The sequence below is a fragment of the Microvirga antarctica genome, from assembly GCF_017921815.1.
Lineage (GTDB): Bacteria > Pseudomonadota > Alphaproteobacteria > Rhizobiales > Beijerinckiaceae > Microvirga > Microvirga antarctica.
Map to the genome: position 1 here is coordinate 592,874 of NZ_JAGEMM010000001.1, position 14,875 is coordinate 607,748.

15 protein-coding genes, 1 pseudogene and 1 riboswitch are annotated in these 14,875 nt (G+C 64.3%); of the genes and pseudogenes, 5 read left to right on the top strand and 11 right to left on the bottom strand.

Annotated elements, in window-relative coordinates; genetic code table 11:
• Window positions 1-33: 33 nt before the first annotated feature.
• The 3 genes from J4G32_RS02865 to J4G32_RS02875 form a co-directional block, all read right to left on the bottom strand.
• The gene (locus tag J4G32_RS02865; RefSeq protein WP_210484242.1) at window positions 34-762 is read right to left on the bottom strand and encodes a CbtA family protein; all 729 of its coding nucleotides are present in this window, start codon (window positions 760-762) and stop codon (window positions 34-36) included.
• A gap of 10 nt (window positions 763-772) precedes the next feature.
• Window positions 773-958, bottom strand: coding sequence for a CbtB domain-containing protein (locus J4G32_RS02870; protein ID WP_210484244.1), 186 nt, complete (start codon window positions 956-958; stop codon window positions 773-775).
• A 33-nt stretch (window positions 959-991) separates the two neighbouring features.
• Window positions 992-1,186: riboswitch (cobalamin riboswitch) on the bottom strand.
• A 53-nt stretch (window positions 1,187-1,239) separates the two neighbouring features.
• On the bottom strand, window positions 1,240-1,530 hold the full coding sequence (locus J4G32_RS02875; protein WP_210484246.1) for a hypothetical protein: 291 nt from the start codon (window positions 1,528-1,530) through the stop codon (window positions 1,240-1,242).
• Window positions 1,531-1,649: 119 nt separating this feature from the next.
• On the opposite strand from J4G32_RS02875, the gene J4G32_RS02880 reads away from it, so the two are divergent.
• Window positions 1,650-1,952: a hypothetical protein gene (locus J4G32_RS02880; RefSeq protein WP_210484248.1), complete on the top strand. Its 303-nt coding sequence runs from the start codon at window positions 1,650-1,652 to the stop codon at window positions 1,950-1,952.
• A 76-nt stretch (window positions 1,953-2,028) separates the two neighbouring features.
• Here the strand turns inward: J4G32_RS02880 and J4G32_RS02885 are convergent, their stop codons facing one another.
• Window positions 2,029-3,039: an LLM class flavin-dependent oxidoreductase gene (locus tag J4G32_RS02885; protein ID WP_210484249.1), complete on the bottom strand. Its 1,011-nt coding sequence runs from the start codon at window positions 3,037-3,039 to the stop codon at window positions 2,029-2,031.
• Between the two features lie 159 nt (window positions 3,040-3,198).
• Between J4G32_RS02885 and J4G32_RS02890 the strand changes: the two genes are divergently transcribed.
• Window positions 3,199-4,149 carry an aldo/keto reductase gene (locus J4G32_RS02890; RefSeq protein ID WP_210484257.1) on the top strand — a complete coding sequence of 317 codons (951 nt, stop codon included), beginning with the start codon at window positions 3,199-3,201 and terminating at the stop codon, window positions 4,147-4,149.
• Window positions 4,150-4,294: 145 nt separating this feature from the next.
• Window positions 4,295-5,385 (top strand): annotated as a pseudogene (locus tag J4G32_RS02895) (alkene reductase).
• A 34-nt stretch (window positions 5,386-5,419) separates the two neighbouring features.
• Here the strand turns inward: J4G32_RS02895 and J4G32_RS02900 are convergent.
• The 3 genes from J4G32_RS02900 to J4G32_RS02910 all read right to left on the bottom strand — a co-directional run bounded on the left by J4G32_RS02900 (window position 5,420) and on the right by J4G32_RS02910 (window position 7,050).
• Window positions 5,420-5,710 (bottom strand): hypothetical protein, encoded by a 291-nt coding sequence (locus J4G32_RS02900; RefSeq protein ID WP_210484259.1) that lies wholly within the window; start codon window positions 5,708-5,710, stop codon window positions 5,420-5,422.
• A gap of 85 nt (window positions 5,711-5,795) precedes the next feature.
• Window positions 5,796-6,344 carry a dihydrofolate reductase family protein gene (locus J4G32_RS02905; RefSeq protein ID WP_210484261.1) on the bottom strand — a complete coding sequence of 183 codons (549 nt, stop codon included), beginning with the start codon at window positions 6,342-6,344 and terminating at the stop codon, window positions 5,796-5,798.
• A 16-nt stretch (window positions 6,345-6,360) separates the two neighbouring features.
• Window positions 6,361-7,050, bottom strand: coding sequence for an MIP family channel protein (locus J4G32_RS02910; RefSeq protein WP_210484263.1), 690 nt, complete (start codon window positions 7,048-7,050; stop codon window positions 6,361-6,363).
• Window positions 7,051-7,218: 168 nt separating this feature from the next.
• Between J4G32_RS02910 and xth the strand changes: the two genes are divergently transcribed.
• Window positions 7,219-8,007, top strand: a complete 789-nt coding sequence (gene xth, locus J4G32_RS02915) for an exodeoxyribonuclease III (protein WP_210484264.1) — start codon at window positions 7,219-7,221, stop codon at window positions 8,005-8,007.
• A 22-nt stretch (window positions 8,008-8,029) separates the two neighbouring features.
• Here xth and J4G32_RS02920 read toward each other — a convergent pair whose 3' ends face one another.
• A complete protein-coding gene (locus J4G32_RS02920) occupies window positions 8,030-8,842 on the bottom strand; it encodes a tetratricopeptide repeat protein (RefSeq protein WP_210484266.1) in 813 nt (270 codons plus the stop codon).
• On the bottom strand, window positions 8,829-10,559 hold the full coding sequence (gene ilvD / locus J4G32_RS02925; protein ID WP_210484268.1) for a dihydroxy-acid dehydratase: 1,731 nt from the start codon (window positions 10,557-10,559) through the stop codon (window positions 8,829-8,831). Before ilvD ends, J4G32_RS02920 begins: the two co-directional genes overlap by 14 nt.
• Window positions 10,560-11,106: 547 nt before the next feature.
• Here ilvD and J4G32_RS02930 point away from each other — a divergent pair.
• Window positions 11,107-12,708: a calcium-binding protein gene (locus J4G32_RS02930; protein WP_210484275.1), complete on the top strand. Its 1,602-nt coding sequence runs from the start codon at window positions 11,107-11,109 to the stop codon at window positions 12,706-12,708.
• A 53-nt stretch (window positions 12,709-12,761) separates the two neighbouring features.
• Here the strand turns inward: J4G32_RS02930 and J4G32_RS02935 are convergent, their stop codons facing one another.
• Together J4G32_RS02935 and J4G32_RS02940 are read right to left on the bottom strand one after the other, a co-directional pair.
• Window positions 12,762-14,369: a carboxyl transferase domain-containing protein gene (locus J4G32_RS02935; protein WP_210484281.1), complete on the bottom strand. Its 1,608-nt coding sequence runs from the start codon at window positions 14,367-14,369 to the stop codon at window positions 12,762-12,764.
• A gap of 32 nt (window positions 14,370-14,401) precedes the next feature.
• Window positions 14,402-14,728 carry a hypothetical protein gene (locus J4G32_RS02940; RefSeq protein WP_210484283.1) on the bottom strand — a complete coding sequence of 109 codons (327 nt, stop codon included), beginning with the start codon at window positions 14,726-14,728 and terminating at the stop codon, window positions 14,402-14,404.
• Window positions 14,729-14,875: the final 147 nt, after the last annotated feature.

The following is a 14,875-nucleotide window of genomic DNA, read 5'->3' on the forward strand; positions in this document are numbered from 1 at the left end:
GAGGCTCCGGCCTTGATCACGCAGAGGGAATCGTCAGGCGGCCCGCATGAACCGCGACCGGGCGTAGCCGGCCAGGCCCCCGAGCAGGACCCAGAACACCAGGCTGACGATCGACACCATGACCACGAAGTCATGGGCCAGGGTTTCGGGAACCGCCGTCTCGAAACTCGGCGGCTTGGGCGCGCCGACAAGGTGCGGCACAACCATGATCCCGACAGCCAGCACCGCCAAGGGAAGCGCCCGCTTGAAGGTCAGCAGCGCGAGGCCCGCGGCGGTCGCGACGGCGGTTGCCACCCACCAGACCTGTCGATGATCGAGATCGGCGACAGGCATGCCGGGCAGCTCAGGCGGCAGGCCGAGGCCGGGCGCCAGGGTGAAGACGGCAAAGCCGGCCAGACCCCAGAAGATGCCCTGCCGCCAGCCGGACAATCCGCCCGCCAGTTCCGACGCGGTCACGAGCAGGATCGCAAAACCGATCGCCGTGGCAATGTTGGCAAGCGCCGTGAAGGCGGAGCGCTGGAAGCCGTCCGCCGGCGTCCAGGCTTGCGCATCATGCTCATGGGCGGAGGCGACAACCCCTTCCCCGTGATGGCCCGCATCGACAGTCGCCCCATGATCGTGGGCGACCGGCTGGGCGGTCTCATAGGTCTCGGCCTGCAGGATCAGCGGGACCGTGCCGGCATATTGCATCAGGGTCATGGCAAAGCCCGCCACGAGACCGGCGAGCGCCGACACGAAGACGATATTCCGAAAAAGTGTCATGGGTGCCGCCTCAATGGCACGGGAAGGCGAGCGAATGCCGCACGTCATGTGCCGCATTGTGGACGGCGCTGATATGCGAGAATCCCGCAAAGCCCACGACGAAGAGGCCGAGGAATGCGGCAAGGCCGAGTTGCAGGATGCGTGAGGCGGGTGTTGCCGCTGCTGCGAGCGGCAGTGACGTCTGGTTGGTCGACATGATGATCCTTTCACCCTCCACCCGAGGGCTCATGATGGTTGCGCGATGTCGGCAGGTTTCCTGGCTCACGGATCAACGCGTCTCCTCTGCCTTCCCAGGACGAATCCCAGTGGCAGTCACGAGGAGCGCTCTCCGCCTACAGTTGCGGGGGCAGCCATGGCTTTGGGCACGAGGCCCGTACCGTGTTCCCTTTTCATCCTTGTGGGATCCGACGTCACAGGTATAGAGGGCCCCCGTCGGGCCGCCAACCGAAAGATTACCCGAGCCACCCACCTTTGCCCTCAGGCCAGGATCATTCCGGCCCGGCGGATATCCCGGCTGGTGAGATGGAAGTTTGCGCCGGGCGCAAGGATTTTTCGCTCGGCCTTGAGAGACGCAGCCCGTTCGAAGGCGTCGCGATGGAGCACGAAATAGCCGAGACAGGCGGAGGGATCTGCGTCTCCGGCAAGGAGGGCGCGGAAGGCCAGCCGGTGGATCACGCAGAGGCCCAGATGGCCACGCGGCCGAAAGGCGAGCGAATCGATATCCGCCCGCCAGGCCGCATCATCTGCCAGCACAATCGCCCTCGCCATGGATCCGACTCTTGACTCTCCTTGGCAAGCTACCCCTGATCGATAAAAATCCCGAGGCCCGATGGGCCACGTCCCGCTTTAACGACGACCTGCCAGCGATCTCACGGAAAGGAAATCCTGTGTTCACTCTCACCATCAGCGACAAGGCTGTGGCCGTCACCAACGCCGCCGAGGATGAAGCCCGTGAGCTTTTCATGAGCGAGGACTTCAAGGAAGACCTCAAGACCCTCGAAACGGACGGCGCCCCGCTCTGGGACGGCTTCGCCACGCTCGGATTGCGCCCGGCAACGGACCTTGAGGTCACGGAGTTCGAGGAGGCGGACGTCGACGAGGAGGGTGAAGAGGAGGCCGAGGACGATGACGGCCCCCTGATCATGTTTCTTGTGGACGTGACCGACCCGGACGATTTCAACGACGATTGATCGAGGCGCTCGCGGGGCCCGGACACCCGGGCCCCCTGCACGGCAGCAGCGCGGAGGCTGATTTCCGTCGGTCAGATCACGCGGATCGCGTCCCGAATTCCAGCGCGAGCAGCTCGTAGGAGCGGATCTTCGCGTCTGCATCGAAGATCGCCGCCGTGACCATCAGTTCATCGGGTTGGGTTGCGGCGATCAAGGGCTGGAGCGCGGCCCGCAGCGTCTGCGGCGAGCCGACGAACAGCCGCTGACGGTTGCGGCGGATCGCGTCACGCTCGGCGGTCGAATAGTCGTAAGCCAGCGCCTCTTCGGGAGTGGGCAAGGGACCGTATTCGCCCCGTGCGCGGCGCAGCACGTTGAGATCCGCGCTTGACGCCAGCCGTTCGGCCGCCTCGTCCGTCTCGGCGCAGATGATGGCGACCGTGAGGATCGCGTGGGGAGTCTGACGCCACTGCGACGGCGTGAATTCGCGCCGATAGCTGAGCATGGCATCGACCGGATCGTAGCTTGCGAAATGGTGAGCAAAGCCAAAGCCGAGACCCAGCTGCGCCGACAGATGGGCGCTGTAATCGCTTGAGCCGAGAAGCCAGATCGGCGGAAGCGGGACGCCCGAGGGCATGATATCGATCTTGCGAAACGGGTGGCCATCCGGGAAGCGACCGGTTTCCAGCAGCAGCAGTTCCTGCAGCCGCTCGAAAAAATCATCTCCACCCCGCTCCTGCTGGTGACGGCGCAGGGCATAGGACGTGACCGGATCGGTTCCGGGCGCGCGCCCGAGACCGAGGTCGATGCGACCGGGGAACAAGGCCGCAAGCAGCTTGAACCGCTCGGCCACCATCAGAGGCGCGTGGTTCGGCAGCATCACGCCGCCGGACCCCACATGAATCCGTTCGGTGACGGCAGCGATCTGCCCGATCATGATTTCCGGCGCGCCGCTCGCCACCGATGGCAGATTGTGGTGTTCGGCGACCCAGAAGCGCGTGAATCCGAGTCGATCCGCGTGGCGGGCGAGATCGATCGTGCGGCGCAGCGCGTCCGCAGGTGTTGCACCCGCGGTGACGAAGGAAAGGTCGAGAACGGAAAGCGGCAGCATGAGGTTTCCAGCGGTTGGTCGTTTCGTCTATGAACACGTTGACCGCATATAGGTTTGCGGCACGACAAAACACATGCCCTGCCGGGCATAAACCCGTGACGGCCGATTGCGGGCCGGGCACGGTTCGACCCAGATCAGCGGTTCACAAGGAATGCCAGCATGAACAAACGACGGCTCGGACAATCGGACTTGATGGTGTCGCCCCTGTGCCTGGGCGGGAACGTGTTCGGATGGACCGCAGACGAGGCGACCTCGTTTAGCATCCTCGACGCCTTCGTCGAAGGCGGGCTGGACTTCATCGATACCGCCGACGCCTATTCGAGCTGGGCCCCCGGGAACACGGGCGGCGAATCCGAGACCATTATCGGCAAGTGGATGAAAGCGCGGGGCAACCGCAGCAAGCTCATCATCGCCACCAAGGTTGGCTCGGAGATGGGCCCGGGCAAGAAGGGCCTGTCGAAAGCCTACATCCATGAGGCCGTGGATGCGTCCCTGTTGCGCCTGCAAACCGATTACATCGATCTCTACCAGTCCCACTGGGACGACGAAGACACGCCACAGGCCGAGACCCTGGGGGCCTATCAGGAGCTCATCCGCGCGGGCAAGATCCGGGCCATCGGCGCTTCCAACCTCAAGCCCGAGCGCCTGCTCTCCGCCCTCGATGTGAGCGCCAAGCATGGGCTGCCGCGTTATGAGAGCCTGCAGCCGAAATACAATCTCTACGACCGCGAGGAATTCGAGGGCGGGCTCGAAGCTGTCTGCGTGGAGAACGGCCTTGGCGTCATCTCCTATCACAGCCTCGGAAGCGGCTTTCTGACGGGCAAGTATCGGGCAGAGAGCGATTTCGGCAAAAGCGTGCGCGGCACCCGGATGGTCAATTATCTCAATGAACGCGGCCGGCGGATCCTCGCGGCGCTTGACGAGGTCGCGGCGGCCAAGAGCGCAACCCCGACCCAGATCGCGCTGGCCTGGCTGATGGCGCGCAAGAGCGTCACCGCGCCGATCGCCAGCGCGACGAACGTGGAACAGCTTGGAGATCTCGTCGCTGCAACGAGGCTTTCGCTTGCGAAGGAGAGCATCGAGACCCTCGACCACGCGGCCGCCTACTAGGCGAGCGCGTCATGCGTGCCCGGCATCGCCATAGGCGAAATCCGCGGCACGCATGGCAGACATGCCATTGCGTCGGCCGCGGCGCCGCTTATCTCCGGGTGCGGATGTTCAATTCCAGTTTCCACAAACGAGATCGGTCAATTTCATGAGCGCTGAGGACAATCCTCTCTTTCAACCCTTCCAGCTTGGCGATCTCTCGCTTCCCAACCGCATCGTGATGGCGCCGCTCACGCGCAACCGCGCGACCGCGACCGGCGATGTCCCGGGCGACCTCGCTGCCACCTACTATGCGCAGCGGGCGAGCGCCGGATTCATCATTTCCGAGGCGTCTCAGATTTCGCAGCAGGGCCAGGGCTATCTGCGCACGCCGGGCATCTACACGGCCGATCAGGTTGCCGGCTGGCGGCGCGTCACCGACGCGGTGCACAAGGCAGGCGGCCGTATCTTCATCCAGCTCTGGCACGTGGGCCGCGTCTCCCACGTCTCGCTCCAGAAGGACGGCGGAAAGCCCGTGGCGCCCTCTGCAATCCGCGCCGTGACCAAGACTTTCATCGAATCGGGATTTGCCGATACCTCCGAGCCGCGCGCCCTCGAACTGTCGGAGATCGCCCAGGTGGTGGCGGATTACGAGCTGGCCGGGAGAAACGCCAAGGCAGCAGGGTTCGACGGCGTCGAAACCACGCGGCCAACGGCTATCTCATCGACCAGTTCATGAAGGATGGCTCCAACAAGCGCACGGACGCCTATGGCGGCTCCATCGAGAACCGGACCCGCCTTGCTCTCGAGGCCACGCGCGCGGTGCTGAAATCCTGGGACAAGAGCCGCGTCGGCATCCGCCTGTCGCCTGCCAAGGTCAACGATGCAGGCGATTCCGATCCGGGTGCGGTCTTCTCCTATGTGGTCGACAAACTCAACGACCTGGGGTTGGCCTATCTCCACATGATCGAGGGCGCAACCGGCGGCGATCGCGGCGCGGTGGACATCGATTACCTGGCTTTGCGGAAAGCCTTCAAGGGCGCCTATATCGCCAATAACGGCTACGACGCCGCCATGGCGCGCGAGGCGATCGAGAGCGGTCGCGCCGATCTGGTCGCCTTTGGCCGGTTGTACATCTCCAATCCCGACCTCGTGGAGCGCCTGCGCCAGGGTGCGCCCCTTGCGCAGCCGGTCCGCGAAACACTCTACGGCGGCGGGGCCGAAGGCTATACGGACTATCCGAGCCTGTCCGCCGCCTGATCGCGAGCCTGAAGAGCCCGGCTCGCGCCGGGCTCTAGCAGCCGACGCAGATGCCGCGGCGCACCTTCTTGTCGATGACGTCGCTCTTCCGGCGCAGTTCGAGCTCGCGGGCAGTGGGCCGGATGCCCGAGACGTCGCCCGGCCGGCCCATCGTTGCGGGCGAGCGCGATCCGGAACTTCCCTCGGTGCCGGGCGCAGCGCGCGGAGCCGTGACCGTGCTGGGCGGGGAGCCTGGCGAAGGTGTGGCGCTGCCCGGGCTCATGGTTGAGGTCTGGGCCATGGACTGGGAGGCGAGCGGGCCTCCGGCGACTAAGCTGGCGATCATGAAGGCTCGCGCCAAATTCAGGGTTCGCAATGACTCCTCCTTAAGCTTGCCGTGAGGCAACGTGGAAGTCGGACAGCGGTTTCCCTCACCGCCGCCACAGGGTGAGGCTGACAGGGCCATCCGGATCGAGCATCCTCCGCGGGCCGGCCTCAAGGCCTCGCTCGTACAAGGCGGCGCCGGCGCCTGTGCGATGATCGCAACACGAGAACACGCTCGTGCCATTGCCCAGTGTAACGGCTTCCGCTCGGGTCAGGTGGAAGGTGTCGTAGCCGATGCCAAGAAACAGGTCGAAGACACGTCGGCCACCGGGGACTGCCACCCTGCCGCCGTTCGGCAGCAAGGTCGCGGCCACCACCTCCCACGCGCAACGATCGGGATTCCACCACCAGCCGTCGGGTCTCTCGTCAAGGCCCGACGACGACGACGACACGATCAGGCGCGAGCGCCCCTTGCTGTTGGGGTTGGCCTCGTGCCCCAGACGGCCCAGAACCACGAGGTCGGCCTTGTCGAGCTCGTCCTGGAAATACGCCCAGTCGGCATCGTTGCGCAGGAGAGCGGGCGTGGCGCCGGTTTCATCGGCGATACGGTCATCGGCAGACACGATCGCATAGCCATGAATGTGGACACCCGCCACGACAGCACTCACCCGGTCAGGCCCGGTCGGCAGCGCGATTGACGAGTCCAGCCAGGACGCCGCCGATCGCAGGCGCGAGGATGAACAGCCACATCTGCCCCAGCGCCTTGCCGCCAACGACCAGCGCCGGCCCGAGCGACCGCGCGGGATTTACCGAGACGCCGGTCACATTGATGAAGACGATGTGGATAAGAACGAGGGTCAAGCCCACCACAAGCCCCGCGATGGCGCCGAAATGGTCCCCGCTCGTCACCCGGAGAATGGCAAAGACAAAAATGAAGGTCGCGATGACCTCGACGAGGAAGGCCGCCGCGGTGCCGTATCCGCCGAGATAGTCAGCGCCCCAGCCATTCTGGCCCAGGCCGCTGGTCGCAAGGTCGTAGCCCGCAAGCTTGCCCGACACGATGGCGTAGAGGATGAAGGCGCCGATCGCGCCGCCGATGAACTGGGCGACGATGTAGCCGATGGCCTGACTCACGGGGAGCCGACCGGCCGCAAGCAGGCCAAGGGTAACCGCCGGATTGATGTGACAGCCCGAGATCGGGCCGATGGTATAGATCATGGCCATGACGGACAGGCCGAACGCCAACGCGACCGGCAGCATGCCGATTGGAAAACCGGCGCCATAGCCGGCAATGGCGACCGAGCCGCAACCCAGCAGCACCAACATCGCCGTTCCAAAGGCCTCTGCAAACAACTTGGACATGACCGTCTCCCCCCATTCCCTAAAGGGAGATTAACACGAAGCTTAGCCTTGGACCACAGGTTGCAACGCCTTTGCTTGTGAGGGACCCCCGGATCATATCCCTTGCCAGCCCCCGGCGAAAATCCGATGAAACCTTCTGGACCATCGACGAAAGAGCGAGTTGAGCGGATGCGGATTGCCACCTGGAACGTCAACTCGATCAAGCAGCGGCTGGAGCACCTCGGCGAGTTTCTCAAGACGAGCGAACCGGATGTGGTCTGCCTGCAGGAGCTGAAATGCACGGACGACACGTTTCCGCGCAGCGAGGTCGAGGGATTCGGCTACCACGTGGAGACCCACGGGCAGAAGGCATATAATGGCGTGGCGATCCTCTCGAAGCGCAAGCTCGAGGATGTGCGTGTGGGACTTCCGGGCGACGACGGCGACGACCACGCACGCTATATCGAGGGCGTGATCGCCACCGAGAAGACCGCCTTGCGCGTCGCGTCAATTTACCTGCCGAACGGCAACCCGATCACCACCCCGAAATTCGCCTACAAGCTGGCTTGGATGGAGCGGCTGTCCGCGCATGCGCGGGCGCTTCTCAAGCACGAGGAAAATCTCGTCCTGTGTGGGGATTTCAACGTCATCCCCGATCCGAAGGACGCGGCCGACCCCGCTTTGTGGGTCAATGACGCGCTGTTCCAGCCGGAAACCCGCGCGAGCTTTCGGGCCCTCCTCGATCTCGGCTTTGCCGACGCTCTGCGCGCCTGCAGCGACGAGGGTGGCCTCTACACATTCTGGGATTATCAGGCGGGTGCGTACCAGCGGAACAACGGCATCCGGATCGACCATTTCCTGCTCTCGCCCCAGGCCCAGGACAAACTGCGCTCGGTCGCCATCCGCAAGGATGTGCGCGGCTGGGAGAAGCCGTCGGACCACGTCCCCGTCATGATCGATCTCGATATCGAGCCATGACGACAGCGGGGGCGGCCGACGTCTAGCGCCGGGCCTGGATATACTGCTCCAGAAGGTCGAGGGCGAGCTTGCGGTCGCTTTCGCCGGAGGCCGCGAAGGCCTCGTCGTAGAGATTGATGATCCACTGATCCTTGCCGGGCTCGATCGATTCCCGCGCCAGCGTCAGCCACATGAGACCCCGCGCCCGCTGACGGGGAACGCCCTTGCCGTTGATCAGCAGATGGCCGAGCACGGCCTGGGACGAGTGATGGCCCTTCTCGGCCGCGAGGTTCAGCCAGCGCGCGGCAAGGCGCAGATCCTTGTCGACGCCGGTGCCCTCGATATAGAGCCGCGCGAGATTGTACTGCGCGTTGGAATCACTGAAATAGCTCGCCGCATAGTTGAACATCTCCACCGCGCGAACCGGGTTGGCCGCAACGTAGGTGCCCTTGATGCCATCGAGGAAATAGGTGCCCAAGGCCACGAAGGCGCTCGACACCACCGGCGCATTGGGCGAGTCCGGGCTCTCGTCGGCATTCTGGTCGGCCAGTTTCGAGAAATACTCGAAGGCTTTCAGGTCGTCGTGCTGAACGCCGTCGCCGTCGGCATACATGCGCCCGAGTTTCCACAGGGCGAGCGTGTGCCCCTGCCCTGCCGCATATTCGAGCGCCAGCGCGGCGCCGCGCTTGTCGCCGGCATTGTAGTCCCGCATCCCGTTGCGCAAAGCCTCCTTCACCGACCCGTACTTGATGGTCGGCGTGAGGGGCTGCGGGCGCGGAGCGGCATCGAGCGCGTAGGCCGCATGCGACCCCATCAGCACCACGCCGCAAACGGCAAAAAGACTAGACGTCCGCATAGCATTCCGTCTCGGCTGATCCGCCCGGATGAGTCACCGCACCGTCCCGGGCCGGACCGACGGTCTGGATGTATTTCCACAGATAGCCCGACGTGGCCGCCGTCCCACGGGGTTTCCACTCCGTATGGCGGCGGGCCAGTTCCTCGTCCGACAGCTCGACGTCGATGGTGCCCTTGATGGCGTCGAGCGCGATGATATCGCCGTCGCGCACGAGCGCGATGGGGCCCCCGACCGCTGCCTCCGGCCCCGCATGGCCGATGCAGAAGCCGCGCGTCGCACCGGAAAACCGGCCATCGGTGATCAGCGCGACCTTGTCGCCCATGCCCTGGCCATAGAGGGCAGCCGTCGTCGACAGCATCTCGCGCATGCCGGGTCCACCGCGCGGCCCCTCGTAGCGGATGACGAGAACCTCGCCCTCCTTGTACTGCTTCTTGCTGACGGCCTCGAAACAAGCCTCCTCGCCATCGAAGCAGCGTGCGGGCCCGCGAAAGACCTGCTTGTCGATGGGCATCCCCGCGACCTTCACGATCGCGCCTTCGGGCGCAAGATTGCCCCGCAGGCCGACGACGCCGCCGGTCTTGGTGATCGGCCGGTTGGCCGGACGCACCACGTCCTGATCGTCGTTCCAGCGGACATTGGCGAGGTTCTCGGCCATGGTCCTTCCGGTCACCGTCATGACATCGCCATGCATGAAGCCATGGTCGAGCAGCGTCTTCATGAGCAGCGGAATGCCCCCGACCTCGAACATGTCCTTGGCCACGTAGCGGCCGCCGGGCTTGAGGTCGGCGATATAGGGCGTGCGCTTGAAGATCTCGGCCACGTCGAAGAGATCGAACTTGATGCCGATCTCATGGGCGATCGCCGGTAGGTGGAGCGCGGCGTTGGTGGAGCCGCCGGAGGCCGCGACCACGGTCGCGGCATTTTCCAGCGCCTTGAGGGTCACGATATCGCGCGGGCGGATATTCTGCGCCAGGAGTTCCATGACCATCTCGCCGGCCGTGAAACAGAACCGGTCGCGGATCTCGTAGGGCGCCGGCGCACCAGCCGAATAAGGCAGTGCGAGGCCGATGGCCTCGGACACTGTCGCCATCGTGTTGGCGGTGAACTGGGCGCCGCAGGCGCCGGCCGACGGACACGCGACCTGCTCGAGTTCGGTCAGGTCCGCGTCGGACATCTCGCCGACCGAATGCTTGCCGACCGCCTCGAAAAGATCCTGGACGGTGACCGGCTTGCCGCGGAACGATCCGGGCAGGATCGAGCCGCCATAGATGAAGATGGACGGCACGTTGAGGCGAACCATCGCCATCATCATGCCGGGCAACGACTTGTCGCAACCGGCCATGCCGACAAGCGCGTCATAGGAATGGCCGCGCATGGTCAGCTCGACCGAATCGGCAATCACTTCCCGGGACGGCAACGACGATTTCATGCCCTGGTGACCCATGGCGATGCCGTCCGTCACGGTGATGGTGCAGAATTCGCGGGGCGTGCCACGGGCGGCCGAGACACCCTTCTTGACGGCCTGGGCCTGGCGCATCAGCGAGATGTTGCAGGGCGCCGCCTCGTTCCAGCAGGTCGCGACGCCGACGAATGGCTGATGGATCTGCTCTTCGGTCAGACCCATCGCATAGAGATACGACCGATGCGGCGCACGGGTTGGCCCTTCCGTAACGTGACGGGAAGGAAGCTTTGATTTGTCAAAGCGGCGCGCATCCATGAACTTCACTCTTCCCCGTTTGGCGTCTCACATGTGGATCCGAAAGGTTACGGAACCGTCGTGATTTGCCACGTGCCGCGCCGGTGACGCAACGCTCCTTAAGAGCAGGACAAATGCTGTTCCCGCCCCTTCGTTTCTTGGACTGCCTTGCTTCAAAGCGTTGCTGTGAAAGCCGTTTAGCCGAGCCTCTGAGTTGAACGCCGTTTATGGCGGGATCGCGGCGGAGCGCGGGCCAAGCGCGGCGGGATCAGGAAGGTTTCAGGGTGTTGCGTGGCGGCAACGCTCAGAACACGGATCCTGACCTCGCGCCGTTCTGATGGCGCGGGAGAATGTCCGCGCGCCGTGGAGGTCGAGAATCGCCCCGAGGCCACCCCGCCCAAGCGTAGCCTTTAGAATAGATGGCGCTCTTTGAAGAATAAGACTGCAAACCAAAGCGCTTCGAAGACATTCTGTCGCACGATATAGCATTGTGGAACCAGCTGCCAAACAGTACGTTGTTACGTTGCCTCTGACTATGAGAGGCTCCCGTATTTTTCTGGAGATGATCATGAAGTCCGCAGCTTCCATTATGGCAAATTCTAGTGCCGACGAACAAACCGGCATTCGCGTGAAAGCCCTTGCTAACGGCGATTTTGTCGCTGTCTGGCAGTCGCTCACCGATATCGGGATCCATGCCCAGATCTTTGACGCCGACGGCGCCAAGAAGGGCTCAGAGGTCAAGATCGGCGATACCGATCACGGCTTCGGCGTGACGCCTGTCGTTGCGGTGCTTGACGACGGCAAAATCGCCGTCGCGTGGACGACTCGCCTGAAAGGCGACAACGTCTCCAGCGACGTGAAGGCCCAGATTTTCGACACCGATTTTCATCCCGATGGCCCGGAAATCACTGTGCTGTCGAACAAGGAATTGAATACCGAGCCGTCCATCGCCGCAGCGCGCGGCGGCGGCTTTGCCGTCTCGTTCACGTCGTTCAAGAACAACGATGCCAGCGTCAAAGCCGCGACCTACGATTCCGAGGGCCATCGCGTCGGCGACGTGACGTCCGTGTCCACCGAGCGTGATGGCTGGCAGTCGCATTCGCAGATCGTCTCGGTCGACGATGGCTTTGCCGTGACCTTTACGAGCGGAAGCCCGGGCAACATCGACGGGTCCAACTTGAGCAGAGCCCTGACCCATGAGGGCAAGGCTGCATCGGATGAGGTCCTGCTTCCGGATGCGCTGGCGTCGAACGATGCCGCGAGCGCCCCCCTTTCGGGTGGGCGATACGTGGTCGTGTGGCAGAGCCTCGACCCTTCGCCAACGATCAAAGCCCAGATCTTCAACAAGGATGGAACCGCCAACGCGGCTGCGGTGACGGTCGCGAAACTGGATGTGGGGCTGGCGCATGCGGAGCCAACCGTCGTCGCGCGACCGGATGGCGGCTTTGCCATTGCCTATGTGGAGCGTCTCAACTCCGGCTCGGCCAATCTTCATCTCGCGACGGCGAGCAGCGACGGCACCATTCTCAAGGACGCCGTGGTGGATTCGGGCCTGTCGAGCGCGGTGACATCCCCTGACCTGTCGCTGCTGGCGAACGGAAAGATCGTGATGTCGTGGACGGACAGTGCAGCGACGCCGGGCGGTCCACAGTTCACCTCTTCCGGCGTCTTCGTGAAGGTCGTCGACCCCGACACGGCCGGCGAAACGGTCGACTTGCGCGGCGCAACGGCAGCAACGAGCGACAGCTTTGACAACACGTTGCATGGCAATGCCGCCAGCAACACCCTGCATGGCATGAACGGCAACGACGTCCTCTTCGGGGGCGCTGGAAGCGACAAGCTCTATGGCGGCGCCGGCAAGGATGCGTTCGTGTTCGACACCGCGCCGGTCAAGGGCTCGGCCGACAAGATCTATGACTTCAACTGGCGTGCGGACAAGATCGAGCTCGACAACGCGGTGTTTACGGCCCTCGGCAAGGGAACCGGCCACTTGAACAAGGATGCGTTCTTCGCAGGCACAAAGGCGCATGATGCGAATGATCGCATCATCTACGACAAGACCAAGGGCGACGTCTGGTATGACGCAGACGGGTCTGGCGACGGGGCGGCCGTAAAGATCGCCACCCTGGCGAAGTTCTCCCACCTGGAAAAATCGTTCTTCGTAATCTGATGCGCGGATAGGCTGAGCCATGGGCGGGCCCTCAATCGACGGGCCCGCTCACTCTACATTCGGAACACGCCGAAACGCGTCTCCGGCACCGGGGCGTTGAGGGTTGCCGCGAAGGCGAGCGCGAGGACGCGGCGGGTTTCCGATGGCAGGATGATGCCGTCGTCCCACAGGCGGGCGGTCGCGTAATAGGGGCTGCCCTCGGCCTCGTAATTGTCGCGGATGGGGGCCTTGAAGGCTTCCTCGTCGTCCGCGCTCCAGGTCTTTCCATCGACCTCGAGATTGTCCCGTCGCACGGTTGCCAGCACGCTTGCGGCCTGCTCGCCACCCATCACCGAGATGCGCGAATTCGGCCAGCTGAACAGGAAGCGCGGCGAATAGGCCCGCCCGCACATGCCGTAATTGCCGGCCCCGAAGGAACCGCCGAGCAGGAGTGTGATCTTGGGCACCTGCGCACAGGCCACCGCCGTCACCAGCTTCGCGCCGTCCTTGGCGATCCCGCCGGCCTCGTACTGGCGGCCGACCATGAAACCGGAGATGTTCTGCAGGAACAGTAGCGGAATGCGGCGCTGGCAGCACAACTCGATGAAATGCGCGCCTTTCAGTGCGCTCTCGGAAAACAGGATGCCGTTATTGCCGATGATCCCGACGGGCATCCCGTGAATGCGCGCGAAGCCCGTCACCAGGGTCGTCCCGTAGAGCCGCTTGAACTCGTCGAACTCCGAGCCATCAACGAGGCGAGCGATCACCTCGCGGACGTCATATTGCTTTCTCAGGTCCGTCGGCACGATCGCCTCGAGATCGTCCGGCGCATATCGGGGCGCGACAGGCTCCGCGAGGGCAAGATCGACGACTTTGCGGGTGTTCAGCGTGCCGACGATGCGGCGTACGATGGCAAGCGCATGCCCGTCGTCGGTCGCATAATGATCGGCGACGCCGGATTGGCGCGCATGGACCTCGGCCCCGCCGAGATCTTCCGCCGACACCACCTCGCCGGTGGCGGCCTTCACCAGCGGCGGCCCGCCGAGAAAGATCGTGCCCTGGTGGCGCACGATCACGGTCTCGTCCGACATCGCCGGCACATAGGCCCCGCCCGCGGTGCACGAGCCCATGACGCAGGCGATCTGCGGAATGCCCAGGGATGACAGGGTCGCCTGGTTGTAGAAGATGCGGCCGAAATGCTCCCGGTCCGGGAAAACCTCCGTCTGGTGCGGCAGGTTCGCGCCGCCCGAATCGACCAGGTAGATGCAGGGCAGCCGGTTCTCGCGGGCAATCTCCTGGGCGCGGAGATGCTTCTTCACGGTCATCGGATAATAGGTGCCGCCCTTGATGGTGGAATCGTTGCACACGATCATCACTTCGCGCCCCGCGACGCGACCGATGCCGGTGATGATGCCGGCGCCGTGGATCGCCCCATCGTACATCTCGTGGGCCGCAAGGGCGCCGAGCTCGAGAAAAGGCGAGCCGAGATCGAGCAGGCGGGTGACGCGATCGCGCGGCAGCAGCTTGCCGCGCGCCAGATGACGCTCGCGCGCCTTGTCGGACCCGCCTTCTGCCGCGACAGCCCGCTTGGCCCGCAAAACCTGCGCGAGGCTGGACCAGGCCGCGCGGTTCTCCTGCGCAGCGTCGGAGGCGAGATCCACGGAGGTGGCGATGACAGGCACGCGTCGGCTCCTCAACGGCTGTCCGGCGGCGATCAGCCCTTGGCGCGGATGACGACCTGCTCCGGCGCGGCGCCCGGGCCGCAGCGATAGGCGATGCCGCGCACGACCAGCCAGTCAGGCGACATCTTCTGCAGGTAGAGATGGGTGCCGCCAAGCGCCACGGTGGTCTCCAGCATGGTCTGGGTGGCAGGCCCGAAGCCCGGCGTGGTGGTGATGGGGGGGCTCACCTCGGCAAGGCGGGTGCAGACCCGGATATCGGCCGGCGAATCGACGATCTGCACGAGATCGGTCGGTTTGGGCGTGTAGGCACAGGCCGAGACGCCCAAGGCGATGAGAGAGGCGATGAGAACGCGAGTCATGTCGATATCCGCCGATCAGCTAATCCTGCCTCAAGCTTAGAGCATGAAGCGCCCCTTGGGAGAAGCCAAGAGGCGCCATCGGCCGAAACAGCGGTGAAAATCCCACGCTTGTGACTTCTCGGTGACGCGCGAACCCGAACCTGCCCG